Source organism: Thalassoglobus sp., assembly GCF_048270125.1.
GTDB lineage: Bacteria > Planctomycetota > Planctomycetia > Planctomycetales > Planctomycetaceae > Thalassoglobus.
Genome location: NZ_JBLWTN010000008.1, coordinates 184210 through 210900, shown reverse-complemented (window position 1 = coordinate 210900; position 26691 = coordinate 184210). Strand labels below are relative to the sequence as shown.

Genomic DNA, 26691 nt, shown 5'->3' with positions numbered 1-26691 from the left:
TTAACGATTGCTTTGCACGAAGTTGGAATTTATGCGAAAGTGCTGCATTACTTCCATCAAACAGTATCGATATCAACACTTGGAGTCATAAATAATGCCCGAACAAAAGAAAGACTCGCTCTCACGGCGAGAACTCTTGAAAACGACCGGCCAGGTTGCAGCTGTCACTGCCATTGCCGGAATGACAATGCCCAAGGCTTACGCTAATGAAGACAACACGATCCAAGTTGCGTTGATTGGCTGCGGTGGTCGCGGAACCGGTGCTGCTTCGAATGCTCTTTCTGTTCAGAACGGCCCGATCAAACTCGTGGCGATGGCAGATGTTTTCGAAGGTCGCCTTTCGACAAGTCATCGCGCGCTCTCCGGCAAACACGGAGAACAGATTCAAGTTCCGGAAGACAGCAGACACATCGGCTTCGAAGCTTACAAGCAAGCGATGGACAAGCTTCGCCCCGGAGACGTTGTCATCTTGACGACCCCGCTGGCGTTTCGCTGGGTTCACTTTACATATGCGATTGAAAAAGGTCTCAATGTCTTCATGGAGAAACCGGTCACTGCGGATGGCCCTTCTTCGCGAAGAATGTTGGACCTCAACGTCAAAGCAAAAGAGAAGAACCTCAAGGTTGGCGTCGGGCTGATGTGCCGGCACTGCGAGGCCCGGGGAGAACTCTTCGAGCGGATTCAGGATGGCCAACTTGGTGACTTGATTCACATGCGTGCTTACCGCATGGTCGGACCAACCGGTTCCGCCTTTGCTCCGCCGAACGATGGATCACTTCCAGAAGTGATGTATCAAATTAAGAACTTCCACGGCTTCTTGTGGGCCAGCGGAGGAGCCTTCAGCGATTTCCTGATTCACAACATCGACGAAACCTGCTGGATGAAAAACGCATGGCCTGTCGAAGCGAAAGCTCTCGGTGGTCGTCATTATCGTGGCGACTTTGTCGACCAGAACTTCGACACCTACGACGTGGAATACACTTTCGCCGACGGTTCGAAGTTCTTCATGCAAGGCCGCAACATGGTTGGCTGCCATCAGGAATTTGCCAGCTATGTGCATGGAACGAAAGGCTCTGCCATCGTTTCGACATCATCACACTTCCCGGCCCGTTCACGAATCTTCAAGAATCAGAACATGACCAAGGAGAATCAAGTCTGGGCGTATCCCGATAAGGAGATCACACCTTACCAACTTGAATGGGATCACCTGATCGCTGCAATTCGAGATGACAGCGAATACAACGAAGTGGAACGTGGCGTGGCGGCGAGCCTGGTGACATCCATGGGACGCATGGCTGCTCACACCGGTCAGATCATTACCTACGATCAAATGCTCAACAGCGAACACGAATTCGCTCCGAACGTCGACAAGATGACCCCCGAGGGACCAGCCCCAGTTCAAGTCAATGAGCAGGGCAAGTACCCGATCCCAATGCCGGGAATCATCAAAGCTCGCGAGTATTAATCGACAAGTCCATTACATTCCGAAGACTGACGTTTCGCAGCACCCTTCAGGCGTACTGCGAAACGTCTTCTTTTACCTTAAGCGAAAAACGTTATTCCAACACCTTCGGCTCTCTCGCATTAATTACGATTACAATTACGAATACGAAAATGTCTCGACAAATTTTATTTCTGGGTGACACATCTCTCGCAACAGCGGCCAGCTATCTCGCTGGTTGCATTGATCATTCCGGGTGGTCCTTCGACTATCTCCCCAGCGATCAACCGCTCGAACTCGATCAACTTTCTGATCCGTACCAGTTGTACATTCTTAGCGATTACCCAGCAGCTCAGCTCAACGACGAAGTGGAAAGTCAACTCGTTCAACACGTAGAGAACGGCTCTAACCTGCTCATGATCGGTGGTTGGGAGTCGTATCATGGGATGGGAGGAGACTGGGACGGAACAAAAATCGGTCAGCTTCTCCCGGTTGAAATTCTCTCAAACGATGATCGCCAAAACTGTGATTCGCCGGTCTTCCTGAAAGCTCAGGCTGAGCACCCGATCACAGCGAATCTTCCCTGGGAAGACCGCTCTCCGTTGATAGGGGGATACAACAAGGTGACAGCAAAAACAGATGCCGATGTCGTCCTGACTGCAGAACGCTTCAAGTCAAAGCTGACAGGAGCGGACTACTCTCTCACACATGAATCAAGCGACCCGTTGCTTGTCGTTTCTGAAACTTCCAAAAGTCGGATCGCTGCGTTAATGACCGATCTTGCTCCACATTGGGTCGGTCCGCTCGTTGACTGGGGAGACAATCGAGTCGCTGCATGTGCTCCCGGATCAGAAGGTGTCGAAGTTGGTAATTTGTACGCTCAGTTTGTCTCACAATTGGTAAAGTGGGCCGGAAAATTTTAGCGACGACCCGCTCCTCTGCACACGTTGAATAACAGACCCTGAAACCTGAATTCGCTCGCTCAAACACTGAGAAAAGCGGCCATTCCACAAGTTTCCGGACTGACTCTACAGAGACAGCGAAACGATGGATCATTTCGCTTTAATGGTTTCGCACGGACCGCTTTCATTCATTTCTTAATGCGGTAAGATAGTTGATTGTTCAATCAGCTCAACGAAACACATCGAAAGAGATTCATGCAAACGGGAAATGCACTTGTTGGTCAATCTGGCGGACCGACCTCTGTTATCAATGCTTCACTTGCCGGCGTTGTGGAAACAGCGTTGAAAAGTAAAAAGATCGATACGATTTTCGGTATGCGATTCGGTATCGAGGGAGTCTTGGAAAACAAATTTTTAGACTTCTCAAACGTGGACAGCAAAATCATCAAGGCTCTCAAACAAACTCCAAGTAGTGCGTTGGGATCGAGCCGCTTGAAACTTCAGGATGAACACTTTGCTCCTATCCTCAAACGCTTGAAGCAGAAGAACATTCGTAACTTCTTCATGATCGGCGGCAACGACACGATGGACACAATTCATCGCGTCGTCGAATATGCCAAAGCGAACGACTGGGAAATGTCCGGCGTCGGAATCTGTAAGACCGTCGATAATGATCTGTTCGGAACAGATCACACTCCCGGCTTTCCGTCAGCAGCGCGATACGTCGCCCTGAGCCTGCTTCAATCCGGAACACTCGCACGTGACATGAAACGTGTCGATCAGTTCGTCATCTTCCAGACGGTCGGCCGGAGTGCTGGCTGGCTCCCTGCTGCGGCTGCGGCTGCACGACAAAAATCTGGTGATGCTCCGCACATCATCCTGTTTCCTGAACGTCCATTTCAGCGTGAAGAATTTTTAGAACTCGTCAAGAAAACTCACGCAAAGCATGGATTCGTTTCGATTGTGTGCGGAGAAGGGATCACCAACCCTGACGGATCTCCAGTCAGCGCGTCCGGGACGACAGACAAGTTCGGCAACACTGAGTTCGGAGCAATGGGAGGCACCAGTGCCGCTATGATTCTGCATCGCATGCTCAGCGATGAGTTCGGCTGGCGCGGTGAATTCCAGGTGACTGAATCCCTCCAGATGTGTGCATCCGACAGGACTGTTCCTCTCGATATCAAAGAAGCTTACGGCTGTGGAAAGCAAGCTGTGAAGCTGGCAGAACAAGGTGAAAGCGGCGTGATGGTCACGATTGTCCGGACCTCGACACGCAACGAGCCATACAAATCAGGATTCGGGACTGCACCACTCAGCGAAGTTGCCAACGAAGAACGCCCGATGCCTGCAAACTTCATTGCCAAAAACGGCATGGATGTCACCAAAGCCTTCCTCGACTATGTCAATCCACTGATTGGTGATCTCCCGGAATTCGTGCGACTCAAGTAGTCAGAACAATTTGAAACAGGTTCGTAAATCATTTCGAAATGAATGATTTACGAACAATATTCAAGACAACAACCGCTGGGCGTCAGCCCCGGTTCATAGATCACGTTTCAAAACGAACAGAGCTAACATCAAGTGCTTGTTCGTAGCCGGATTCGACTGTATTCCGGCTGAAGTTTGAAAACAAATTTTCATTCATCCGACAACGATAAACGCTCAACCCTCATCGATGACTCATGAACACAAACGACGAAAAATACACTAAGTTCGGACTCACACGCGACATGCTCGCGACTCCGGAAATCGTGCGAGCATTCGACACGACTCGCATGTCCGAGACAGCAGCAGCCATTAAAGGGGTCGGCAAACTCTTTTTGACGGGTGAAGGTTCCAGCCGAATCTTTCCTGCAAAAAGCGTGATGCGGGCAGCCAAACAGAACGGCTGGAACATCGAGCTCTACACCGAAGCTGGCAAGCAAGCACAAGAATACAACCTGTCAGATTGGGCAGTCTTTGCTCTCTCAAACTCGGGTCGAACAGCTGAAGTAATCGGTCTGTTCAACAAGCTTGCGGAAGCGGGGCATCAACACCTTTACAGCTTGACCGCTGCTGAAAACTCAATGCTCGAATCGATTTCCAATCAGGGATACGTCCTCAAGTGCGGAAAAGAAGGAGCTGTCGCAGCGACGAAAAGCGTTATCGAACAAGCGTTGTTCTACCGCGCATTACTGGAAGAGATCGCAAGCAAGCAGTCGTTGGCATCAAGACTCGATGATCTTGCCGACAAAATGACAGCTGCTCTCACACTCGAAATTGACCCGGAATTAACCGCCAAAATCGCCAATGCGAGAAACATCTACTGGGCCGGTCGAAACGATGGAGTCACCGAGGAGCTCACTCTCAAGACGAATGAAATTACGCGCAAGCAATCTGACTTCCTCGAAGGAACTTACGCCGCACATGGTGTGGAAGAAGTCATGGACGCGAATGACGTCGTTCTGTGGGTTGATCCATATCAGGACTCAGAAGAAAAGTTCGACGAGATCCTCCAAAAAGGTGTCGGCCTGACGGTCATCGCCATCGCAGATCGCGAGACGATGTTCCCGACAATCCAAATTTCCGATGCTGGTGACCTTTCGCCATTCGTGCAAATGTGTGCCGGCTGGAACGTCATGGTCGAAGCGGGAATCACTCTCGGGATCGATCTCGACAAACCCGAACGGGCACGAAAAGTTGGCAATGAGTTCGTGGGTTAAAGAGATCTGTGAATGAGTGAATTTGCTCCAGCCGGACACGTCACGTGTCCGGCTAATCGTGCTGCTTGATAAAGACACAGTTCCATGGACAAGACAGAGCAACCCACCAAAAAAGTTCAGCTTGCCGAGGTCTTGAAAAAGTATTGGGGTTACGAATCGTTCCATGACTTGCAACTCCCGGCGATGTCGGCGGTACTGGAAAATCGAGACTCTCTTGTCGTACTCCCCACAGGGGGAGGAAAGTCGTTGTGCTACCAGGCTCCGGCGATGTGCCAGGACGGAATGGCTATTGTCGTTTCGCCCCTCATTTCGCTGATGAAAGACCAGGTCGACGCACTCAACGCGAACGGCATCCCGGCAGCCTACATCAACAGCACTCTTTCAAATGCTGAGAAGTGGAACGTCTCCGAGAAAATTCAATCGAACGATCTGAAGCTGCTGTACCTGGCTCCTGAACGAATCGGGACGGGTCGCCTGCTCGACATGCTGACCGCTGCGAATGTCTCTTTCATTGCGATCGATGAAGCTCACTGCATCAGCCAATGGGGACACGATTTCAGACCACATTATCGCGAATTGAAACAGCTGCGAGATCGCTTTCAAAACGTGAATTTGCACGCCTATACAGCGACCGCAACGCAACGAGTCCGCGACGATATCGTTCAGCAACTCGGATTGCACGATCCTGAAGTATTGATCGGGAATTTTGATCGGCCGAATCTTTACTACCGAGTTGCCAAAAAGAACAGCATACTCAATCAGATTCAAAACGTGATTGAGCGGCACCCCAAAGGAGCGGGAATTGTCTATTGCATCAGCCGCAAAGAAGTTGAACGGGTGACGCTTCAATTACAGGGTCTCGGATACCGGGCAGCTTCGTATCATGCCGGGATGAGCGATGACGATCGCGCCGCCAATCAGGACGCCTTCATCAAAGATGACATTCAAATCATCGTCGCCACAGTCGCTTTCGGTATGGGCATCGACAAACCGGACGTCCGATTTGTGATCCACACTGGCATTCCGAAAACCATCGAGAACTACCAGCAGGAGACCGGGCGAGCCGGACGAGACGGGTTGGAATCGGAGTGTCACCTCTTCTTTGGCGGGAATGATTTTCGAACCTGGAAAATGATCCTGTCCGATCAGCCGCCTGCTGTTCAAAAGGTCTCACTCGCTTCGCTGCAAACGATGCTCGATTATTGCCATAACATCAATTGTCGTCACCGAAGTCTGGTGCAACATTTCGGGCAAAAATTAGACAAAGATTGCGAGACCGCTTGTGATGTTTGCGGGGGCGAAATTGAAGTCATCAAGGACTCGCTGAAAATCAGTCAGATGGTGATCTCGTCTGTCTATCGGCAGCAAGAACGCTATGGCATGACCTATACCTCGCGTGTCCTTAAAGGTGCAAGCGATGAAAGAATCACAGCGAACAACCATACCGAACTGAGCACATACGGGTTGCTGCAAGAGTACCCGCTCAAGGCAATTCAGGACTGGATCGGCCAGTTGGTCGGACAAGGCTTCTTGCTTCAGGATGAGAGCGAAGGTTTCTCGATCCTGAAGATTACCGAATCTGGAAAACGACTCCTCAAAGGAGAAGTGACTCCCCGACTGACGGTGCCGACCACGGAAGAGAAGAAATCGTCAAGTTCGAAAGCCTCGAAAACCCGGTCGATGGAAGGTGTCGACACCGGACTCTTCGAAGCGCTACGAGAGTTGAGAACAGAAAAATCGAAAGAGAAAAACGTCCCACCGTATGTTGTGTTTGGCGATGCCGCCTTAATCGACATGGCTCGGCGTTGCCCATCCAATGAGCAGAAATTTCTTGAAGTTCAAGGAGTGGGGCAAAAAAAATGCGAAGAGTACAGCGAAGCATTCTTAGAGGTCATTCAGCAGTATTGCCAGGAGAAAGGGCTTCCCTTGGATGTCGATGTGGATGCAGTTTTGGCGAGCAGCCCACCACGTGAAGTTCGCCCGGCATCTGCGGCGAGTGCTGCTTCGTTCCCGTTCTTTGAGCAGGGTCTGAGCATTGATGAAGTCGCAGAAAAAACGGGACGGGCACGTTCGACGACCGAAGGATACCTCACTGATTACCTCCGGGAGCGAAAGGTGACGGACCCACGTCCCTGGGTCGAAGGGAATCTCGTCTCACAAATCGAAACTGCTATTGAGGAGATTCGACCATCCCGGCTGAAGTTGCTGTACCTCCACTTTGAAGAGAAAATCGACTACACCACACTCAAGATTGTTTCAGAATGTTATCGAAATCGTGAGCAATAGTATTTCAGCCCGTCGCGTGGTTGCTGGGGTCACTTGAATTGACCAGCTTAAAAAGAAAGCACAAACCTAATGAAAAACATTCTCGTCATCGGCGGCGGTTCCATAGGTGAGCGGCACCTGCGCTGCTTTTTGAAAACAGGTCGAGCGAAAGTTTCGCTCTGTGAACTTCGACCAGAAATTCGCGAACGGATTGAACAAGAATACGATGTCGCTTCCACCTTCGATTCTCTCGAAGCGGCTCTTGCAGAACCGTTTGACGCAGCCGTCATCTGCACTCCTGCAAATTTGCACATCAAGATGGCTCAACAACTGGCAGAGAAAAAACTCTCTTTGCTCATTGAGAAACCGTTAAGCATTGCGACGGATGGCATCGATAAGTTGCTGCAGACAGTTGAAGAAAACGAGTTGTCCGCTTCGATCGCATACGTCTATCGAGCTCATCCGGTATTGCAATCGATGAAGGCTGCCATCGATTCGGGACGATTCGGGAAGCCTGTGCAACTCGTCATGAGTGGCGGGCAACATTTCCCATTCTATCGACCGGCATATCGCGAGATTTACTACACCAAGCACGAAACCGGTGGTGGTGCGATCCAGGATGCAATGACGCACATGCTGAACGCTGCGGAGTGGTTGGTTGGTCCAATCACCAAACTTGTTGCAGATGCCGACCACTGTGTTCTGGAAGGCGTTGATGTCGAAGATACTGTACACATCATCGCCCGGCACAAGTCTGTTCTCGCTTCATACAATCTCAATCAGCATCAAGCTCCCAACGAAACATCGATTGCAGTGATCTGCAAGAACGGGACTGCGAAATTTGAAGCGAATAAGGCTCGTTGGATTTCATGCAGCGAACCAGGAAAAGACTGGGACGTTGAACTGTCGGTGGAACTGGAACGAGACGACCTCTTCATCAATCAGGCCAATGAGTTTCTCGATCACCTCGAAGGCAAACAGCCAGCAGCCTGTTCTCTTTCTGAAGGACTTCAAACATTGAAAGTCAATCTGGCCGCCTTGGAATCTGTCCGGACTGGAAATTGGGTGACGATATGAGCGAACCAACAATACAGGAACTTTTCGACCTCACAGGGCGTGTCGCACTCATCACTGGAGGCACCGGATTCCTTGGGTCTTCGATGTCGCGTGGACTGGCGGAAGCAGGTGCAAATGTTGTCATTGCCAGTCGCGACGTCGCGCGAGCAACAAGTGCGGCGGAAGCGCTCCCGAGGAAAGGGGATCAAAAACATTTCGGAGTCCAACTTGATCACCTCAATGAAGATTCGCTCAACTCAGGCTTCGATGCAGCTGTTGCTGCCGCTGGGCAAGTCGACATCTTGATCAACAATGGTCAGCAGGGCCATGCGATGGATCTGGCGAATGTGACGTTCGATGCGTTCAGCAAAGATCTGCAAAACGCCAGTGGATATTTTTGTCTTGCACGACGTTTGCGGGACCATACTGTCAGCAGAGATGTCGCGGGATCGGTCGTTATGATCGGTTCAATGTATGGTGTTGTCGGGTCTTACCCGGATGCTTACGAAGAAATTTGCACTGCGAGTCCAGTGCAATATCACGCTCTCAAAGGGGGCGTGATCCACATGACTCGTCATCTGGCCGTCTACTGGGCCAAGGACAATGTCCGCGTGAATTGCCTGAGTCCGGGACCGTTCCCTTCAGAGAAAGCACCGCAGGAAATGGTCGAGCGACTGAAGAAGAAAAGTCCGATGCAGCGGATGGGACACCCTCACGAGTTGAAGGGCGCATTGCTCCTGATGGTGAGTGATGCTGGAAGTTATCTGACTGGTCAGAACCTGCTCATCGACGGTGGCTGGACTGCTTGGTAAAGTTTTAGAACCAAACACAATACTTCTGGAAGCAAATGAATCGCTTGAAATGCGAGTCCTTGTGCAGGTTTCACCAGAACAGCCTGCTCTGCCGTGTACCCGTGTAGAAAGTGTTTCACCAATAATATTATTGTTCGCCCAAAGGCCGAACCTGATGACCAATATTGGATTTGCTATCGAACCAGCCAGATTCCGATTCGCAAGATTTCAAACGGAGAGCACCGAGTGATTCGCCAGACTTTGATGACCGCTTTATTCACATTCAGCCTCTTAAGCATGACCCCGCCTGCATCCGCAGAAAGTGAGAAGTTCACACTCTCTCTAGAATTGATTGAGAAGTGTCGTACGATTTTGCGAGAAGGGATCGAAAGCGATGAGTTCTGGCCGTCGATACATGCCGCAGAAGGGCTGACGCTCGCTGGTCTGGGTGATGAAGTAATTGCTTCTCTCACGCCAAAGTTAAAAACGGAAACCGACGACCAGCATCGTTGTGGCTTGGCACGAGAGCTCGTCCGTGCTGGCGACTGGCAACAGGCGCGGATCATGTTCGAAATTCTCGACAAAGACGATTCCTATGGCCACACCCATGCCTCGGAAAGCCTCTTTAAAGTCTTTGAACTCGGAGACGGTGTTGGATTGCGTCGCACTTTTGCAGAGAGTGACAAAATGACAACACAGCTTATGGCAGCTGCTGCCCTTGGTCGTGGTGGAAGTCCAGATGCGATGAAGTTCCTGCGGAAACACCTCGCCAACGATGACGAGGAAGTTCGACGGATCGCTGCCTGGATTATCGCTCGTGTTGGAGACAAGTCAGACATTCCTCAACTGAAAAAAAATCTGACGATGGCAAAAGATCCGATTGCCAAGGCTTACACAGAGCATGCCCTGGCACTGTTGGGCGATGAAGATGGGCAAGCTGCCCTGAAGAAAAACTTAAACTCCGATGACCCGGCGATTCGAATCTACGCTGCCACCTTCGGCGGTGAAACTCGCGACTTCTCAATCAGCGACCGACTCATCGAACTGCTTGACGACGACACGTTGGACGTCCGGGTCCGCTCCGCACAATCGCTGTTGATGTTCACTCAACCAGCACCTGCTGATGTTAAAGAAGACATCAAGCGAATGGTTTACCCAGCGACGAAAGAACACCCAAGATATACTGAAGGCTCGATCGTCCGATTAGCCAACGGCAACCTCCTTTATGCCGCCACCGAATTCATAGGAGGAGGTAGCGATTTCGCAACTGCTCACATCGTCGGAAAAGAATCCAGCGATCTAGGTCGTACATGGAGTGACTCACGTGTTCTGCAAAAAAGCACCGGGAACATGAACGTCATGTCGGTCACTCTCAAACGATTGAATGCTCCGCATGACGATACCATTGCCCTGTTCTATCTCGAAAAGAACAGCCACGAAGACTTGAGACTCTACGTTCGCTTCTCCAAAGATGAAGCGAAAACATTCGGCGAACGCATTCTCGCAACGACCACACCAGGTTACCACGTGATGAATAATGATCGCGTGGTGCAGCTCTCGACGGGTCGATTGCTGGCTCCTGTGGCGTCAACGCCGAATGTTCAAGGAGGCGGACACTTCATTTGTCGCTGCTGGTTCTCCGATGACTTTGGACAAACCTGGCAAGAAAGCGAAGGAAAGATCGACCTCCCCAAACGGGGAGCCATGGAGCCGGAAGTGATTGAACTCAAGGATGGCCGGGTGATGATGATCATTCGCACACAACTGGGAACAATCTCAACCAGCTTCTCTGAAGATGGCGGCAATCACTGGAGCGAGCCATCTCACCTTGAGGGCATCATCGCCCCGGAGGCTCCGTCGACAATTCGTCGCATTCCGTCGACCGGTGACTTACTGCTCGTTTGGAATAATACATTTAAAGATGGCGAAGGGCATGGAGGAAAACGGACACCACTGACCGCCGCGATTTCATCCGATGAAGGAAAGACGTGGAAGCACGTGAAGAATCTGGAATCAAATCTGGATCAAACGTATTCCTACATCAGCTTGATCTTCGTTCGAAACCGGGCAGTGATGTCACACTGGGTCGGCGAAGGAGGCAAGCTCTCCTCTCAATATCGCTCGTTGCCGGTTTCGTGGTTTTACGATTCAGAATAGAGCAGCTTGCTCTACCGTGTGCCCGTGAAGAACGCATTTCTCTAATAAAAATACTGTTCGCCACGAGGCAGAACCTGTAAACCAATTCGAAAGATGCTCTCGTCTGCTTGATAGTCTGCTCTGTGTTGCCGGAGACCTGAAGTGTCCGGCAACACATCGTTCTCAAAACGACCCAAAGATGGTTCCCAGAAAGATCACGGTGACCGTCGCAGCCACAGGACAAAGGACCGAGACCATTCCAACGTCTTTGTAACCTTGCCGATGCGTGACGCCGCAGATCAGCAGCAGAGTGATAACGGCTCCATTGTGTGGGAGGCTGTCGAGCCCTCCACACGCCATCGAGGCGACGCGATGCAGCAGCTCCGGATTGATGCCGGCTTCGATCCCGCGCTGGTAATAGGTTTCTCCTAATGTCTTGAGAGCGATGCTCAACCCGCCAGATGCAGATCCAGTCATCGCAGCGAGTGAATTGACCGCGATGGCTTCAGAGATCAGAGGATTTCCCGGAGCGATTCCTGTTACGAACTTCTGAACGACAGCAAAGCCCGCCAGCGATTTGATCGTATTTCCATAACCGTACTCACAAGCCGTATTGAAGACCGGCAACAATGAAGATTGCGCCCCCAGAGCAAGTGAGTCTTTGAGTTTCTGGACGCTGCGGAAATGTAACGCAATTGTCAGTACCAAGGCAGAAACGAGAGAAAGGATCGTCGACCATGTTCCAAGAACACGAGCCAGCTCAGTCTTTCCAAATTGCTCTGAAGCCAGGTAGTCTGCGTTCCACGTCGGGATGACATATTGAGAGAGAATGAAATTCAGCCCGATGACACAAATCAGCGGAGCAAACGCACTCGCTGTCGACGGCAAATTTTCGTCGACCTTTTTTGAATTTCCATCTTCGGCTTCTACTTCTGATTTTGGGCTCAACCCGAAACCTTCTTCGTTGCGTTTTGCAGCGGCAACGCGCGAGTTCAACCACAGCATCCCTAAGCTGAACATAATGAGACTGCCGATCAGTCCCAGCCCTGGAGCAGCGAACGAATTTGTTCGAAAGAACTGCATGGGAATTTGATTTTGAATCTGAGGTGTCCCCGGCATTGCCGTCATCGTAAATGTGAATGATCCCAAGGCGATGGCAGCGGGAATCAAGCGACGCGGAATATTCGCCTGCTGAAACAACGAACTCGCCAGTGGGAAGACTGCGAAGACGACAACAAAAAGAGAGACTCCTCCATAAGTCAAAATTGCACAACTGAGAACGACAGCCATCATTGTGCGTTGTTTGCCAAGGCGCTGAATGATCACATCGGCGATCTTGGCGGCAGCCCCGGAGTCTTCCATCAATTTGCCAAAGATCGCTCCGAGCAGAAAGAGTGGGAAGAAGGCACTAATGAACTGCCCGACACTCACCATGAAAATTTGCGTGTAGGTTGCCAGCAGCGGCAGGTTTCCATCGAAAAGGACTGCCATCAAAGCACACAGCGGAGCCAGCACAAGGACACTGACATCCCGATACGCCAGATACATCAATAGCAATAGCGAGAGAACAATTCCGACAATACTGACCATTTCCAACAACCTCAGCCGTTCCTGATTTCATGCAGTCCGATCAACATGCGATCTCCCACTCAGCATATGTTGGTGGAAAATTGAGACCGATCAATTTTTGGTCTTCTCAGAAGTTGGCGTCTTCGTCGAATCGAGTTCTTCGAAACGCATCACGAGTATTCCGAGCGGCGGAAGTGTGAGGTTGACGCTTTGCTTCATTCCATGCATTGGTTTTGCAACGGAAGCGATTCCGCCAGCATTGCCAACATCGGTTCCACCGTAGAGAGAAGCATCGCTGTTGAGAATCTCTTTGTAGAATCCGTGCTTAGGAACGCCGACCCTGTAACCTTCGCGTGGGATGGGCGTCATGTTCAAGACCACGACCAGAATTTCCTCGGCATTCTTCGAGAAGCGGCAGTAAGCGTAAACGCTGTTTGCGGCATCGTCCGCCTGAATCCAGGAGAAGCCTTCGCTGGAGCAATCAAGTTGATGCAGAGCGGGGTGTCGAATGAGAAGTTTGTTGATGTCGGAGACGAATCGCTTGATGCCTGCATGCGTTTCGAACTCGAGGATCGACCAGTCAAGTTCTCCATCATGGTCCCATTCGGTCCATTGTCCAATTTCGCCACCCATGAACAGCAAATGTTTTCCGGGGAGCGTCGCCTGATACCCCAGCAATAAGCGGAGATTCGCAAACTGCTGCCATTGATCACCGGGCATTTGCGAGAGGAGTGAACGTTTTCCGTGGACAACTTCATCGTGAGAAAGAGGTAAGACGAAATTCTCGCTGAAGGCGTAAAGTGATCGGAATGAGAGTTGGTTTTGATGATGCTGGCGATGGATGGGATCGTTTTGCATGTAGCTGAGGGTGTCGTTCATCCAGCCCATATCCCACTTCATCGAGAATCCGAGCCCTCCATCATAGACGGGCTTGCTGACACCCGGCCAGGAAGTTGATTCTTCAGCGACAGTCAGGATTCCCGGAAATGATCCGTGCAGCGATGTATTGAGATCTTTCAGGAAGTTCATCGCTTCCAGATTTTCGCGCCCACCGAATTCATTCGGAATCCACTCTCCTTCTTCACGTGAATAGTCGAGGTAGAGCATCGATGCGACGGCATCAACGCGAATTCCGTCGATGTGGTATTTGTCGCACCAGAAGTGGGCACTCGAAAGCAAGAAGTTGCGTACTTCCGTTCGACCGTAGTTAAAGATGTAAGTGTTCCAGTCAGGATGGAATCCACTTCGCGGGTCAGCGTGTTCGTAGAGGGCTGTCCCGTCAAACTTTCCAAGGCTATGACCATCGGTCGGGAAGTGCCCTGGCACCCAGTCGAGCAAGACTCCGATTCCCGCCTGGTGACAACGATTGACGAAGGCCATAAAATCGAGTGGGGTTCCGTACCGACTGGTCGGTGCGAAGTAGCCGGTCGTCTGATATCCCCAAGAGCCATCAAAGGGGTATTCCGTGATTGGCATCAATTGGAGATGTGTAAAACCCATCTCAACGACGTATTTAATGAGCTTCTCGGAGAGCTCCGCGTAGCTGTAGTATTTTCGTCCATCCTTCGGTCGCATCCAGGAACCAAGTTGAACTTCATAGATATTGACTGGCTTTTCGAACCAGTTAATTTCGCTTTTGTTCTCGATCCATTTCTGATCGGACCATTGATAGCCATCCAGATCATAAACCACCGACGCTGTTTTCGGTGAGACTTCGGAATAGAAAGCGTATGGATCTGCTTTCTCAACGATCTGACCATCCTTTTGCCGGATGCTATATTTATATGCTTCACCCGCTCCCATCGCTGGGATGATGCCGGTCCAGACTCCTTCGTCGCTTGAGTTGAGGTAGAACCCGCCATGTTTCCAGCCATTGCGGTCGCAAATGACGCAAACTTCCTGAGCGTTGGGGGCCCAAACTGCGAAGCGTGTCCCGACGGTCTCACCATCAACAACCACATGTGCTCCAAACCACTCATAGGCGGTGCAATACATTCCGTGCCTTTCTGCAATGATGTTTCGTTTATGAAGAGTTGGAGATGAACTCGGAGTGATCGAGGTTTTTGTCATGAAGTGAGTCCAGACTTCGAGAGTTTTTAGAACTGGTCCTGAAACCTGATATTGCTCACTCAAACGTTGAGACAAGCGGCTATTCCAGAGGTCTTCGGACTGGTTCTAACCACAGCCCCACCGAGTTACGGCACTGTTGTCACACAAATTCTGCGAGTTAGCGTAGTGTACCATCCCAGTGAAAACGTTGCAATTTCCTGCTGCTTCTGAAGTTACGCTCTTCTGAGCAAGGATGTTTCCGAACCGGATGCTTCCAGTACAAGACTTGAGACAAATCGTCTTTCAGGAGATGAGTGTGTAACAATTGCAATCAGTCAATTCCTTTCGGCAGAAATGTCCGTTCATCTTGACCCATTTTTTATATTCCCATAAAACGCTGCTCCCCCACGAGGCGGAACTGAAACAACATCTCTTCTCGGTTCCGATTCAAGCTCCTTTCGGAAAATCCTCCCTCAACCTTTTCAAGATCAGGAACATTCAGATGCCCGGAATTCGTAACCGTGCCATCACCGGATTTGCCTTGCTGGCAACAGCGTGTGGCCTTTCCTCACCAGTGAATGCACAGTTTTTTGGCTCTGCTCCTTGTGGTCCTTGTGGAACCGCTCCTGTGGCGAGCATTGCTCCAACATTCAATTGCGGACCTGTTGCCTACGCCCCGGCGTATCAGACAGCTTCCGTAAATCCATGCCCCTGTCTGAAAACAGTACAGGAGCCCGTTTACCAGACTGTCGAAGTCCCAGAGATGGTCCCGGTTCAGAAAACAGTTAAGGTCGCCAAGGTGATCACGGAAATGCAAGACCGTGAAGTGACGACTTATCAAACCGTCAATGAAGTGAAGACGGTCAATGTTCCATCCTACATCACTCAGACAGTCAACGAATGCCGACAGGTGACTCGTAACGACAGCTACTGGCAAACGGCCTACCAGCCTGTTCCGAAAATGTCACCATGTGCTTACGATGGACGACCTGGATTAGTGGGTGAATTTAATCGCCTCGGATATGCCTTCCGTAACTCGATCACTCCGAATGTTGTCGCTCGACGACAGTTCGTCCCGAATGTTGTCGCTTACAATGTTCCAGTCCAACGGACTGTGCAGATTCCGACCACTCGACAAGTCAGCTACAACGTTTCTCGACAGGTTCCTGTGACAACAGTCCAGAAGGTTCCAGTCCAACGAACTGTCTATGTTGATGAGCAAGTGACGGCTTACGAAACACGCATGAAGAAGCAAACCGTCTTCATGGGTAACCGCACAAAAGTCGTTTACGATTCCAACTTCAACGGCACTGCAACTGCCGCAGAGCCAACACCTGCGACGACTGCAGGAGGAGACGACAACACTCAATCAGCAGGTGGAACAAAGGGAAATACCAAGCTTCAATCCTTCGGAGAAAAGCAAACGATTCCACTTCAGTCACCTGTCTATCGAGATCAGTTTGAGCCAGCACCTGCTTATCAGGAAGTTGAACAACCGACTCAAAAACCTGTCGCAACACAACCGACAGCCACTCCATCAGCTGTCCGAGTGGCAACCTGGAAAGCAACCACACGGAGTGCAGATCCTACACAAATCGCACCTGTTGCTCCTGAGCTAGTTGCACAAAAGTAAATTCCGAAGTTCATGAATGTTCAAAAGGCATCAGTAAATTCTTACTGATGCCTTTTTTCATGGAACGCCTCATCGAGACGCAATCAATTTGAGATTGAACCGGGCTGGCCGAATCTCATTCGAATTCAATTCGAAGCCGGCGGGTCGCAGTAGCTGAGAGCCAGAAGAGCATACGCTGTCACTAAATTCGGGTCGCCTTCGAACCAGCGATCTGTGGGATTCACCCAGCTTCCATTCTTTTTCTGAACCTGAAATAAATGGTTCGCAAGTTCTTGACGCCAATCGTGCTTCGTGCCGTCCGCCTCTTCAAACTCATCAACCTTTAAGACAGCCAGCGTTTTGGCGAATGTGTGGTAGTAGTAAAACAGTCCTTGCTGGCCCATACCCGGGTTTTCATCAAGTGTATAAAACTGCTTGATCCAGTTTCGAGCCGCCTTCACTCGCTGATCGTCTTCTTTAACTCCAGCATAAATCATGCTCTTGAGTCCTGCGTATGTCATGCTCGCATACGAACGAAGTCCACCATTCGGAGTTGTGCCAGCTTGTGAAGAGCCACCAGCTGCGATTGTGTAATAAAAGCCCCCGTCATTGACCTTCGATGCAAACTCAGTGGTGTTGTGCTCACTCTCCAAGTTCTGACAGCGAGAAATAAATATCAGAGCATTCTGCATCGCAGGGTCATTTGAAGAGACGCCTGCAGTTTTTAAGGCTTCAACAAAGAATGTTGTATTGGAAAGGTCGGGACGCTGATGCTTTCCGTAGCCTGAACCACCGAACGCGGGGTCCGCTTTGCTCCCAGTTTCTTCTTCGTCCCACTGAACTTTCTTGAGAAATTTGACAGCGTTCTGAATCAGCTCGTTGTGACGACCATCGGCATTGGCAGCCTGAAAGGCCATCAGCGCGATCGATGTTTCGTAATTTCGATGACTGGAATCGACGTCATAGATTCCGCCATCTGCTTTGAGGTGACTTTTCAAATGAGTAAAAGCTGCTTGAACAACTTCGTCATCCTGGCTCACGCCACTTTGCAATAAGGAATGTGCAACGAGCGCAGTGATCCCCGGAGCATGGGGCGAAGTCCAGCTGCCGTCATCTGACTGAGTCACCGAAAGGAATTTGATGCCCTGCTGACGGGAGTTTTTCAGTTTCGCCTCATCTGGACCGACTGCTTGAAGGCTTCCCACGAAGCTCAACAAGAGACCAGTCGCCAGCACGACAGAAAACGTCTTTTTGTGTTGAAGCGGCATCTCTCACAACCTCAGATCTAGATAATTTTTCAAATCCTGCGAGGGAACACTTCCCCCGCAGGGATCTCATCTTAACTTCCTGATGTCAAAATTTCCATTTTCAAGCCCAGCCAGATGTGCGAACTTACAGCCTCGAAAGAACTTATGTCGACTCGCCAGACTCAAAAAGTTCGACAGAAGTGCTTCAGTAGAAAGGTCTTGCAGCAAAACGGAAAATGCTGGAAACTCCCGATCCACTCACCCTTCCTGTCCAGACCTCTTCATCCTGAAGTCTAGTGATTCTGAAATCCCTTTCATTGCTGATGCTCATCGTCCTGAGCGGTTGTGCGCTTCCGCCAGGAGGAGGTTTTGCATCTGCGCCGGGAGCTGCACCAATCACAGGCAATCCACTCTTTGTTGCGACAAACAACGAAGAGTTGGTCTGGGAGCGGGCGATCGACGTGTTACATGATTTCAACTTTGAGATTGAACGTGAAAACCGATTAGCAAAGGTCGTGCAGACATCTCCCAAAGTCGGAGCAAGTCTTTTCGAACCGTGGCACAAGGATGCTGTCGGCTATTCGAGTCGACTGGAAGGAACGCTTCAGTCCGTCCGCCGAACGGTCCAAATCAGCATGCAGCAGAACGAGCAAGGTGGTGGGTATCTCGTGACAGTCGCGGCGTATAAAGAGAAAGAAGACCTTCCCGGAATTGCCGCCAATTCCCCAGGAGCAGCGACCTTTGAAGAGAGCAAACCCCTCAATCGAGATCTCAATCCTGTCGTGGGACAATCGTCGCCTTCAAGATGGATCCCGGCTGGCCGCGATCCACTCCTCGAACAAGCAATCATCGCAAAACTTCACTCGGTCTATTCTCAATAAGCTCCGGTCCAAGCATTTTCATTGCTTTACGTGCTCGCGAAATTCACACTCCCAACTTCATACACTGCTCCCCACGAGGCAAAGCGCGACGACCAATCTTAGAGCATCTTTCGAATTGGTTTGCAGGTTCTGCCTCGTGGCGAACAGCATTTTAACTAGAAAAATGCGTTCTTCACGGGCACACGGTAGAGCAAACTGCTCTAGAGCGAATTGTAAACAGAAATTCACTGTGCGCTTTCGCCTTTCTGGACCTCTTAGCAAATACTCGGAGCCTCTTCCTCGTCAGTGCTGGACGAATCTGCCAAGATAATCGGATGGATATGCCCGTTGTGCAGAGTCCATTCACAGTTTCTTTTCAAATGGTTCTGCTCTATTGAGTCAGAGGTATTGCCTCGATCAATTTTGATTCCTGCCATGTCTCAACCCTCTCCATCCGAACAACCTCAGCCAAAATCCAGAAAGCGTCGTCGCAAACGACGCCGTTCGAAAGCGCTTGCGCAAATTCGTTCGTTCGAAAAAGCGGACTGGCAACGTGCTCTGGGAGGATTGAAGCAAAGCGTACCCGGTCTGGGAGTCAGCTTAGCGTTCCACGTTGTTGTCCTGTTTATTCTGACGTGGATCGTCTTCCAAACTTCCGAGCAAACGATTGCGCCGCTTGAATTAGGCTGGTCGACGATCGTGGAATCAGATGCCCAAGAGCCTGCTGAAACCCCTGAGATCGTGCAGCCGATTGTCATTCCTTCGATCTCCATGAACAAAAACAGGGAAGCGTCGCAGGCTACTGTGCAAACACCGGCTGAAGCTCCGACAACTCCGAAGAATCAGCAGGGCAAGCCTTCTCTCAATCTGGTTGATGTTTCGAATTCTTTGCGGCTACGGAAGCAAAAGCGGGGTGAAGCTGACGGGACCGGGCAAGGAGCGAAGAAAGGAACAGGCCGCGAAGCGATTCAGGATGGACTGCGCTGGATTGTGAAACAGCAGGAAAGTGATGGTCGCTGGCGTTTGAATGGAGACTATGCCGATGCCGGAACAATCGAGACCGACACCGGCGCGACGGCACTCGCATTGCTTGCCCTGCTCGGAGATGGACAGACACACATTGACGGAGACTATCAGGTCGAAGTTCGCAAAGGGTTGGAATGGCTCAGGCAGACCCAAAGAGCGAATGGAGATTTTTTTGACATCGAAGAACAGGGGCGAGAAGCTCATTTTTACTCACACGCTCAAGCAACGATTGCGTATTGCGAGGCGCTGGCTCTCACGGAGGATGAGTCGCTGCGAGGACCGGCTGAGAAAGGGGTTCAGTTTTTGATTGACTCTCAAAATCAGTTGCTTGGCGGCTGGAAGTATCGCCCCCTCAATGACGACGGAATCGGAGACCTTTCGGTGACCGGTTGGGCTTTGATGGCACTTCATTCTGCAAGGATGGCGAACATCAACGTCGACCTGAACACATTCGCGCTGGCAGAACGCTTTCTTGATTCGGTTCAAGAACGCCCATCGACTCCGGCCTTTTATAAATATCGGCCAGACTTTCCTGTCAACGGCCCGCAACGTCTTTCGATGACCGCAGAAGGACTCCTCTGCCGCCAGTGGCTCGGCTGGCCAAAGGACCATCTGCCCATGCAGGTCGGAGCCCAGTTCCTGAACAATCAGCAAAACACCCCCGAGTGGAAACCAAATCGCAGGAACGTATACGCCTGGTATTACACCGCACAAACGCTGCACAACCTGGGCGATAAAAATTGGGATCAGTGGTTTCAACATGTCCTTCCTCTCATCGTGAAGGGGCAAACTTCTGGCGGTAAAGACAAAGGGAGCTGGCATCCCCTGCGACCGCTCGGCGCTCCGCACGAACGAAGCCGCGAAGCAGGGCGTTTGTATCTGACTGTGATGTGTGTCCTCATTCTGGAGACCCCGTATCGACACGCTCCGCTCTACGAATAACCGAGTCGATTCCTTCGCGGTCGATGCATCTCACTGGCCAAATTGATCACTGCGAATGGATTCCAACTCTCGCAACGACTAAAGTATCGATCACGATTTATCCACGCTGACCAAATGCGATTTCGGAGACGATGATGCGGCAATGCTCCCTTGTTCTACTGTTCTTTGCTGGAACTCAACTGACTCTCTCCGCAGCCGAGGTTTCATCACCTCGACACAAAGTGATCGCTGCCGACAAAGGGAAAATTGTCCGTTTCGATGAGAACGGGGAAGTGGAATGGACCACTGACAAAGTGCGATCTGTGCACAAAATCCAGCAACTCGAAAACGGAAATCTCTTAACCCAACAGGGCTGGGGAAAGCTGGTTGAAATCAATCCCCAAGGCAAAATTGTCTGGCAATACGATTCCGCGAACAGCCACGGAAACGAGGGCAAAAAGCTGGAAGTCCACGCGTTTCAGAGGCTCGAAAACGGCAACACTATGATCGTCGAGAATGGCGTCGGGAGAATCATCGAAGTGAGCCCCAAAGGAAAAATCATCCACGAATTTCCCTTTCAAGTCACCAAACCAAACGCTCACAGCGATGTCCGCATGGCTCACAAATTGGAATCTGGGAACTATCTTGTTTGCCACGAGGCAGAAGGACGAGTCACCGAATACAACCGCGATGGAAAAATCGTGTGGGAATACGAGGTTCCACTCTTCGGTAAAGAACGCGCCACCGGACACGGCCCCGAAGCGTACGGGAATCAAACCTTCAACTCTCTTCGCCTGAAAAACGGAAACACATTGATCGCGACCGGAAATGGTCACAGCGTCATCGAAGTGACACCGAACAAAGAGGTCGTCTGGTCAGTTCATCAAAACGATCTGGAAGGAATCACTCTCGCGTGGGTCACCTCGCTCGAAGTTCTTCCGAACGGAAATCTCATCATCGGCAACTGCCACGCCGGCCCCGATAATCCTCAGCTCATTGAAATCACCAAAGACAAAGAAGTCGTCTGGACATTTAAAGATTTCAAAAACCTCGGTAATTCCACAGCAGCCTCCGCCACCGTCGGAGTCCAGGGTGAAGTACTTCGCTAAAGCAGCTTGCTCGACCGTGTGCCCGTGAAGAAAGCATTTCTCAAGTAATATTGCTGTTCGCCACGAGGCAGAACCTGCAAACCAATTCGAAAGATGCTCTATGCGAATCCACTCAACAGGTTTCCACAGAGAAATGCTAAGCCAGCTGCAAGCCCTCCCACCAGAAGAGTTTCCATCCCGGAATACAACCAGTGACGACCCACAAATTGTGACTTCGCTGCTCCGACCATAAAGAAGGCGACAGCTGTGAGGAGTGTACTGATCAGATATGGATGCGAACTGAAGTCAACGCCGATCAGCACTCCGAGAAACGGCAACAGCGGGATCAGTCCGACACCGAAAAACGCAAAGAATGTCGTCGCAGCTGCTTTGAAGGGCGAGATGCGCACCAAGGACATCCCGTGCTCTTCCTGAAGCATGATTTCAACCCATTGATGTTCATCGGCGGTGATGACGTCGACGACTTGCTCAAGCAACTCTCCATCAAAGCCTTTGGACTGGAAAATCTGTCGAATTTCTTCTCGCTCTCCTTCAGGATTCACCTCGATGTGTTGCTCCTCCATCAACCGTAACATCGCCAGTTGTTCCTGCTCAGCACGGGTACCCATAAAATTTCCAGCTGCCATGCTGAAGCCATCGCCCACCAGATTCGCAACTCCCAGAATCAAGACCACATTCGGCGAAAGCCCCGCCCCTGCGACTCCAGAAACAACAGCAAAAGTTGTTACTGCTCCGTCAATGGCACCGTAAACGAAATCTTTTAAGTACGAGGGTTGATGCTGCTGCGAGAGCCGTTTCGCAATACTGTGAGGGGAATGCGAATGCTCCAAAGTTCTTGCAACATTCGTCTGAGAAGATTCCGAATCAGTCATTGCTACTCTTTGAATCAATGAAGGTTCAATATGATCGAGAAGCTGATGGGAGCACTCTCCCATCAGCTTGATACTCAGATAGTACGATGTTCAACGACCGGTCGAAACATCTGCGGCAGTGAAGCTGAGTAAAGATTTCTCACTGCTGTTCTTGTCATGCTGCGCTTTCATCAGGCTCTCGCTGTGCCTGTCCGGCCAACTAATTGCGCAACCTTCTGTGCCATCTTCAGAGAGATACACCCGTGAACCTGAGTGAAAACAGTCTTCAATTTGGTGTTCGCCACGAGGCAAATACAAGAGCAAATCTAAAACTCGTCTTAACAATACTGTCTCGTGGCATCAGCGTATGGACTTGTAAAATCGTACTTCGCGGACAGGAGAAGCATTGGAAATGCTCTAACTCGAAGAATGCTATAGATGGGGAGGCAGACGAGTGACGCCAGAAATTTCGATCATTGTCCCTCAATTTGAAAAGGCCGATTTGACCATTCGCTGCGTCGAGTCGCTGCTCAAGCATCATCCAGCTCCAATGCAGGTTATTGTCGTCGATGACGGGAGTTCGAAGTCCGCTTTACGTTTGATTCAACAACGCCAGTTTCCAAATACTGAAATTGTCCGGAATTCGGTAAATCGCGGAATCACCTACTCCTGGAACCGTGGAGCCGAACTCGCAAATGGGAAGTTCCTGATCTTTTTGAACAACGACGTCGAGACAAACGGAGACTGGTGTGAGCGTTTGACAGCTCCGATCCGCAAATCTGAATGTCTGATCGCTGGGCCGAAGTTACGTGTGGAATCAAGATTTCCACACCATCTTGTCTCAACTTCTCCGAGGAAGGAACTTCTCGAAGGATGGTGCCTGGCACTTTCGAAGTCGAACTTTTATCGACTCGGACAATTCGATGAACGTTATCGGCTCTATTTTTCTGACACAGATCTTCAGCTCAGAATTCTTCAATCCTTCGATAATCGCGAGCGAACATCACAACAGGTACAGCGAGGGGTTCAGGAAGTCCCGGATCTACCCGTTGAGCATCTGGGGCATCGGACGACGAGAAGCCAACCGGCGAGAAGCGGGCAATGGCGACGAGATCGAAAAACCTATCTTCAACAATGGTTTCCCAAAGCTGATTAAAACTCATCGACGTTTTTCGTGGTCGAAAACTGTGCCGAACAACAGGATTGTCCAAAGTGAAATTCTTGCAAGTTTGTAATGTCGGAAATATTTGCGGAGGAACAGCAGCATGTGCCTGGACGATCACACATGCATTGGCCGGGCATGAGCATGTCGTCTTATTTCTTTCAGAACCGACCGAGGAAACGGTCGCTGCCTTTGCACATTGCGAACTCGGCGTCGAACCGAAACTGACAGAAGCGATTCTTAAAAGGCACTCTCCCGACTTTGTCATCCTGCATAACACCGCACCGAATCGCGTCTCAATTCGATCTCAAATTCCGTCATTACAGTACCAGCACTCCAGTGGAACTCGGGCACCAAGCACTTTTCATGTCGCCTGTTCCGGCTGGTTGTCTCAACAGATCCCGAGAACTCCACGCGTTCTTTACCAACCGATCCCAATTCCTCCTCAGACCGGTTTCATACCGGCACGATCTCTGGACGACGAGTTGACTGTTGGTCGAATTTGCACACCTACCTTGCGAAAGTGGCCTGCAGAGCTCATCGAGTTTTACCAAGTTCTCTCGCATCAATTTCCTACGGTGAGATGGGAATTCGTCGGCGCGCCGCATCAAATCCAAAGTGCCCTCAGACAAGCCTGTTGCGGACGAGCGACCTTTCATGCAGCTTCCAGCAACGCAAGAGAACTTTTCTGGAAGTGGCACGCAATGCTTTATCATCATCCGACATTGACGGAATCATTCGGTCGAACGGCCGCAGAAGCAATGCGGGCAGCGTGCGTTCCGATTGTTGACGAGAAAGGAGGATTCCTTGAACAGATCGATCAGGCGCACTCAGGTTTTCTGTGTAAAGATCTCAACAATTTCGCGTCCTCGCTGCAGACGATCCAAGATCCGGGGACTCGGCTGCAAATTTCTCAAAATGCCAAAGAGTCTGCTGCTGAGAAATTTTCCTTGGAAACGTTCTACGGGAATTTCCGCAGATTGCTACTCAAGCTCGATGACCGCCCTCACCTTTAGAATATTTTTCGAATTGGTGCGCGTTCCGTAACTCTTAAACCTGTTTGAGGAGTGGCTGAATCAGTTCGGAGGTCGCTTGAATTGCTTCTGGGGGGATAGTGTGCCCTCCGGAAAACTTCAAGAAGCGGGTCTGGGCTCCCGCTTCTTTGAACATTTCTTTTAACGACTCCGCTGCCTCGAACGGCAAAATTTCATCGGTCGTTCCGTGACTTTGAACGATCGGGAGTCCACTCAGGCTGGCAGCCAAGGGGCGCCAGACAGCTTCATTGAGTAACGTTCCCGACCAGACGACCAGCCCTGCAGGTTTCGGATCCGCATGCAGGGTGAGATCTGTGACCAGCATCGAACCTTGTGAGAACCCACCGACGATCGTCTGAGACATATCGAGCTTCAACTCTGATTGAAGTTCGGTGATGACCTGGCCCACCTTGTCTCGCGAACTCGGAAGTAACTCAGGCGACTCGGCTCTCAAATCGCGAAAATTTCCCGACTCAACGACTCGATTTAACCGCATCATATCCAGCGGCCACCATGCTCGTCCGTCTGGCATTCCCAACTCAGCAAGGGACAACGGAGCTTCCGGAAAGGCAATTGTCACGCGATCAACAAACTCCGGATTCGACTCCAGCAGATAAGCACCGATCTGGACCAAGTCATTCCCGGCCGCTCCAAATCCATGACACAGGACAACCAGACACTCAGGATGCTCTGCTGTAATCACGTGGCAATTCAGTTCACCAATCGTCCGTCGCTCCAACGCCGCCATCACAGACCTGTTTTTTGTTTGGACAAAAAATCGCGAGAAAATCACAAAGTGGAGTCTAGCAATTTCTGAGATGTTTCCAGACTACGATCCCTAAGTTTTCAGTAATCACGAAAAACTTAGGGGGCGTGGTCTGCGAAACAATTGAATTCTTTGATCAATCTTTGTGATTTTGAATTCGCAAAGAGTTGCTTTACATGTCTCCATGCTCGCGAGATACTGAGCGAAATACGACCCACTGATCGCCGTGTTGAATCTGGCCAATCTGCCTTAATTCGCGATCGACAGCCATAATTATGAGAGCGACCTAGCGTCTGCCCGCTGAAGGAATTCATTGATGCCTAACGAACTGACTCCCCCTCGAATTCTTGCGATTCATGCACATCCGGATGATATTGAAATTTTGTGCGCTGGAACTCTCGCGATCCTTAAAGACAAAGGCTGTGAAATTGTCATCGCCACAATGACCGCTGGCGATAAAGGTTCCGCAGAGATGGGGCAGGAGGAAATCGCTCGTGTTCGCCGTGCAGAAGCCCGAAAAGCAGCTGAGATGCTCGGGGCGGAATGCATGTGCCTGGAATTCAAAGACCTGTGCATTGAATTCAATGACGACAGTCGCAAACGTGTCACAGAAGCAGTTCGTCGTGCTCGACCAGATATTGTCTTGACGGCTCCCCCGGTCGACTACATGAACGACCACGAAATGACGAGTAAACTGGTACGCGATGCCTGTTTCGCAGCCTCGGTTCCGAACTATCCAACCGAACAATGGGACCCGGCTCCGATTACAAAAAAGATCCCGCACCTGTATTACGTCGATCCGATTGAGGGTGTTGACTGGTTCGGCGAGCCGACACCATACGATTTCATCGTTGATGTGACCGAGACCTTTAAACTGAAGATCGACATGCTCGCCTGCCACGAAAGCCAGCGTGCCTGGTTGCGGCAGCAACACGGGATGGATGAGTACCTCGATAGCTGCAAACGCTGGGCGAAAAAGCGTGGCGAGCAAGTCAACGCGGAATATGGCGAAGGCTTCCGCCAGCACAAAGGGCATCCTTATCCACACGACAATTTGCTGCTGGAAACGTTGAGTCGATAATCTCGAATGCTCCGAGTTGGGTCTCCGTGAATAACAATTTCCACAAGAAGAATCGCTCACTCCTCAAGGCAGGATCTGAAGTTCATTCTTGAATTTGCGTGAGACCACTCA

Annotated in this window: 20 protein-coding genes; 15 read left to right on the top strand and 5 right to left on the bottom strand. The window is 50.7% G+C overall.

Translation table 11 applies throughout. The features are described from left to right. The first annotated feature begins 94 nt into the window (after nucleotides 1–94). The 8 genes from ACN0YR_RS12255 to ACN0YR_RS12220 all read left to right on the top strand — a co-directional run bounded on the left by ACN0YR_RS12255 (nucleotide 95) and on the right by ACN0YR_RS12220 (nucleotide 11314). The gene (locus ACN0YR_RS12255; protein ID WP_417849515.1) at nucleotides 95–1465 is read left to right on the top strand and encodes a Gfo/Idh/MocA family protein; all 1371 of its coding nucleotides are present in this window, start codon (nucleotides 95–97) and stop codon (nucleotides 1463–1465) included. A gap of 149 nt (nucleotides 1466–1614) precedes the next feature. Then, nucleotides 1615–2364 (top strand): glutamine amidotransferase, encoded by a 750-nt coding sequence (locus ACN0YR_RS12250; protein WP_417849514.1) that lies wholly within the window; start codon nucleotides 1615–1617, stop codon nucleotides 2362–2364. A gap of 234 nt (nucleotides 2365–2598) precedes the next feature. After that, nucleotides 2599–3792 (top strand): diphosphate--fructose-6-phosphate 1-phosphotransferase, encoded by a 1194-nt coding sequence (locus ACN0YR_RS12245; protein ID WP_417849513.1) that lies wholly within the window; start codon nucleotides 2599–2601, stop codon nucleotides 3790–3792. A 233-nt stretch (nucleotides 3793–4025) separates the two neighbouring features. After that, nucleotides 4026–5045: an SIS domain-containing protein gene (locus ACN0YR_RS12240; RefSeq protein WP_417849512.1), complete on the top strand. Its 1020-nt coding sequence runs from the start codon at nucleotides 4026–4028 to the stop codon at nucleotides 5043–5045. A gap of 84 nt (nucleotides 5046–5129) precedes the next feature. Beyond that, a complete protein-coding gene (gene recQ, locus ACN0YR_RS12235; protein ID WP_417849511.1) occupies nucleotides 5130–7331 on the top strand; it encodes a DNA helicase RecQ in 2202 nt (733 codons plus the stop codon). A gap of 69 nt (nucleotides 7332–7400) precedes the next feature. Further along, nucleotides 7401–8387, top strand: coding sequence for a Gfo/Idh/MocA family protein (locus ACN0YR_RS12230; protein ID WP_417849510.1), 987 nt, complete (start codon nucleotides 7401–7403; stop codon nucleotides 8385–8387). Further along, a complete protein-coding gene (locus ACN0YR_RS12225; protein ID WP_417849509.1) occupies nucleotides 8384–9178 on the top strand; it encodes an SDR family oxidoreductase in 795 nt (264 codons plus the stop codon). The genes ACN0YR_RS12230 and ACN0YR_RS12225 overlap by 4 nt, the downstream gene beginning before the upstream one ends. Before the next feature lie 225 nt (nucleotides 9179–9403). Then, nucleotides 9404–11314, top strand: coding sequence for an exo-alpha-sialidase (locus ACN0YR_RS12220; RefSeq protein ID WP_417849508.1), 1911 nt, complete (start codon nucleotides 9404–9406; stop codon nucleotides 11312–11314). 162 nt (nucleotides 11315–11476) lie between these two features. Here the strand turns inward: ACN0YR_RS12220 and ACN0YR_RS12215 are convergent, their stop codons facing one another. Next, on the bottom strand, nucleotides 11477–12883 hold the full coding sequence (locus ACN0YR_RS12215; RefSeq protein ID WP_417849507.1) for a GntP family permease: 1407 nt from the start codon (nucleotides 12881–12883) through the stop codon (nucleotides 11477–11479). A gap of 90 nt (nucleotides 12884–12973) precedes the next feature. After that, the gene (gene glgB / locus ACN0YR_RS12210) at nucleotides 12974–14932 is read right to left on the bottom strand and encodes a 1,4-alpha-glucan branching protein GlgB (RefSeq protein ID WP_417849560.1); all 1959 of its coding nucleotides are present in this window, start codon (nucleotides 14930–14932) and stop codon (nucleotides 12974–12976) included. Between the two features lie 481 nt (nucleotides 14933–15413). On the opposite strand from glgB, the gene ACN0YR_RS12205 reads away from it, so the two are divergent. Further along, nucleotides 15414–16544 (top strand): hypothetical protein, encoded by a 1131-nt coding sequence (locus ACN0YR_RS12205; RefSeq protein WP_417849506.1) that lies wholly within the window; start codon nucleotides 15414–15416, stop codon nucleotides 16542–16544. A 125-nt stretch (nucleotides 16545–16669) separates the two neighbouring features. Here the strand turns inward: ACN0YR_RS12205 and ACN0YR_RS12200 are convergent, their stop codons facing one another. After that, nucleotides 16670–17791 carry a prenyltransferase/squalene oxidase repeat-containing protein gene (locus ACN0YR_RS12200; RefSeq protein ID WP_417849505.1) on the bottom strand — a complete coding sequence of 374 codons (1122 nt, stop codon included), beginning with the start codon at nucleotides 17789–17791 and terminating at the stop codon, nucleotides 16670–16672. A 275-nt stretch (nucleotides 17792–18066) separates the two neighbouring features. Between ACN0YR_RS12200 and ACN0YR_RS12195 the strand changes: the two genes are divergently transcribed. The 3 genes from ACN0YR_RS12195 to ACN0YR_RS12185 all read left to right on the top strand — a co-directional run bounded on the left by ACN0YR_RS12195 (nucleotide 18067) and on the right by ACN0YR_RS12185 (nucleotide 21686). After that, nucleotides 18067–18651 carry a hypothetical protein gene (locus ACN0YR_RS12195; RefSeq protein ID WP_417849504.1) on the top strand — a complete coding sequence of 195 codons (585 nt, stop codon included), beginning with the start codon at nucleotides 18067–18069 and terminating at the stop codon, nucleotides 18649–18651. 414 nt (nucleotides 18652–19065) lie between these two features. Next, a complete protein-coding gene (locus ACN0YR_RS12190) occupies nucleotides 19066–20598 on the top strand; it encodes a prenyltransferase/squalene oxidase repeat-containing protein (protein WP_417849503.1) in 1533 nt (510 codons plus the stop codon). Nucleotides 20599–20732: 134 nt separating this feature from the next. Next, complete coding sequence (locus ACN0YR_RS12185; RefSeq protein WP_417849502.1) at nucleotides 20733–21686, top strand: PQQ-binding-like beta-propeller repeat protein; 954 nt, start codon at nucleotides 20733–20735, stop codon at nucleotides 21684–21686. A gap of 98 nt (nucleotides 21687–21784) precedes the next feature. Here the strand turns inward: ACN0YR_RS12185 and ACN0YR_RS12180 are convergent, their stop codons facing one another. Beyond that, entirely contained in the window at nucleotides 21785–22558 is a 774-nt protein-coding gene (locus ACN0YR_RS12180; protein ID WP_417849501.1) for a VIT1/CCC1 transporter family protein, read from the bottom strand. A 433-nt stretch (nucleotides 22559–22991) separates the two neighbouring features. Between ACN0YR_RS12180 and ACN0YR_RS12175 the strand changes: the two genes are divergently transcribed. Together ACN0YR_RS12175 and ACN0YR_RS12170 are read left to right on the top strand one after the other, a co-directional pair. Further along, the gene (locus ACN0YR_RS12175; protein WP_417849500.1) at nucleotides 22992–23693 is read left to right on the top strand and encodes a glycosyltransferase family 2 protein; all 702 of its coding nucleotides are present in this window, start codon (nucleotides 22992–22994) and stop codon (nucleotides 23691–23693) included. Between the two features lie 56 nt (nucleotides 23694–23749). Further along, entirely contained in the window at nucleotides 23750–24715 is a 966-nt protein-coding gene (locus ACN0YR_RS12170) for a glycosyltransferase family 4 protein (protein ID WP_417849499.1), read from the top strand. Between the two features lie 34 nt (nucleotides 24716–24749). Here the strand turns inward: ACN0YR_RS12170 and ACN0YR_RS12165 are convergent, their stop codons facing one another. Next, on the bottom strand, nucleotides 24750–25481 hold the full coding sequence (locus ACN0YR_RS12165; RefSeq protein WP_417849498.1) for an alpha/beta hydrolase: 732 nt from the start codon (nucleotides 25479–25481) through the stop codon (nucleotides 24750–24752). A 334-nt stretch (nucleotides 25482–25815) separates the two neighbouring features. Here ACN0YR_RS12165 and ACN0YR_RS12160 point away from each other — a divergent pair, with 334 nt between their 5' ends. Continuing rightward, nucleotides 25816–26580 carry a PIG-L deacetylase family protein gene (locus tag ACN0YR_RS12160; protein ID WP_417849497.1) on the top strand — a complete coding sequence of 255 codons (765 nt, stop codon included), beginning with the start codon at nucleotides 25816–25818 and terminating at the stop codon, nucleotides 26578–26580. The last annotated feature ends 111 nt before the right edge of the window (nucleotides 26581–26691 follow it).

Coding starts and splice junctions, on each gene's coding strand:
- ACN0YR_RS12255 (WP_417849515.1), top strand. CDS start 95: ATGCCCGAACAAAAGAAAGACTCGCTCTCACGGCGAGAACTCTTGAAA.
- ACN0YR_RS12250 (WP_417849514.1), top strand. CDS start 1,615: ATGTCTCGACAAATTTTATTTCTGGGTGACACATCTCTCGCAACAGCG.
- ACN0YR_RS12165 (WP_417849498.1), bottom strand. CDS start 25,481: ATGGCGGCGTTGGAGCGACGGACGATTGGTGAACTGAATTGCCACGTG.
- ACN0YR_RS12230 (WP_417849510.1), top strand. CDS start 7,401: ATGAAAAACATTCTCGTCATCGGCGGCGGTTCCATAGGTGAGCGGCAC.
- ACN0YR_RS12225 (WP_417849509.1), top strand. CDS start 8,384: ATGAGCGAACCAACAATACAGGAACTTTTCGACCTCACAGGGCGTGTC.
- ACN0YR_RS12205 (WP_417849506.1), top strand. CDS start 15,414: ATGCCCGGAATTCGTAACCGTGCCATCACCGGATTTGCCTTGCTGGCA.
- recQ (WP_417849511.1), top strand. CDS start 5,130: ATGGACAAGACAGAGCAACCCACCAAAAAAGTTCAGCTTGCCGAGGTC.
- ACN0YR_RS12200 (WP_417849505.1), bottom strand. CDS start 17,791: ATGCCGCTTCAACACAAAAAGACGTTTTCTGTCGTGCTGGCGACTGGT.
- ACN0YR_RS12160 (WP_417849497.1), top strand. CDS start 25,816: ATGCCTAACGAACTGACTCCCCCTCGAATTCTTGCGATTCATGCACAT.
- glgB (WP_417849560.1), bottom strand. CDS start 14,932: ATGACAAAAACCTCGATCACTCCGAGTTCATCTCCAACTCTTCATAAA.
- ACN0YR_RS12185 (WP_417849502.1), top strand. CDS start 20,733: ATGCGGCAATGCTCCCTTGTTCTACTGTTCTTTGCTGGAACTCAACTG.
- ACN0YR_RS12240 (WP_417849512.1), top strand. CDS start 4,026: ATGAACACAAACGACGAAAAATACACTAAGTTCGGACTCACACGCGAC.
- ACN0YR_RS12245 (WP_417849513.1), top strand. CDS start 2,599: ATGCAAACGGGAAATGCACTTGTTGGTCAATCTGGCGGACCGACCTCT.
- ACN0YR_RS12190 (WP_417849503.1), top strand. CDS start 19,066: ATGTCTCAACCCTCTCCATCCGAACAACCTCAGCCAAAATCCAGAAAG.
- ACN0YR_RS12180 (WP_417849501.1), bottom strand. CDS start 22,558: ATGACTGATTCGGAATCTTCTCAGACGAATGTTGCAAGAACTTTGGAG.
- ACN0YR_RS12215 (WP_417849507.1), bottom strand. CDS start 12,883: ATGGTCAGTATTGTCGGAATTGTTCTCTCGCTATTGCTATTGATGTAT.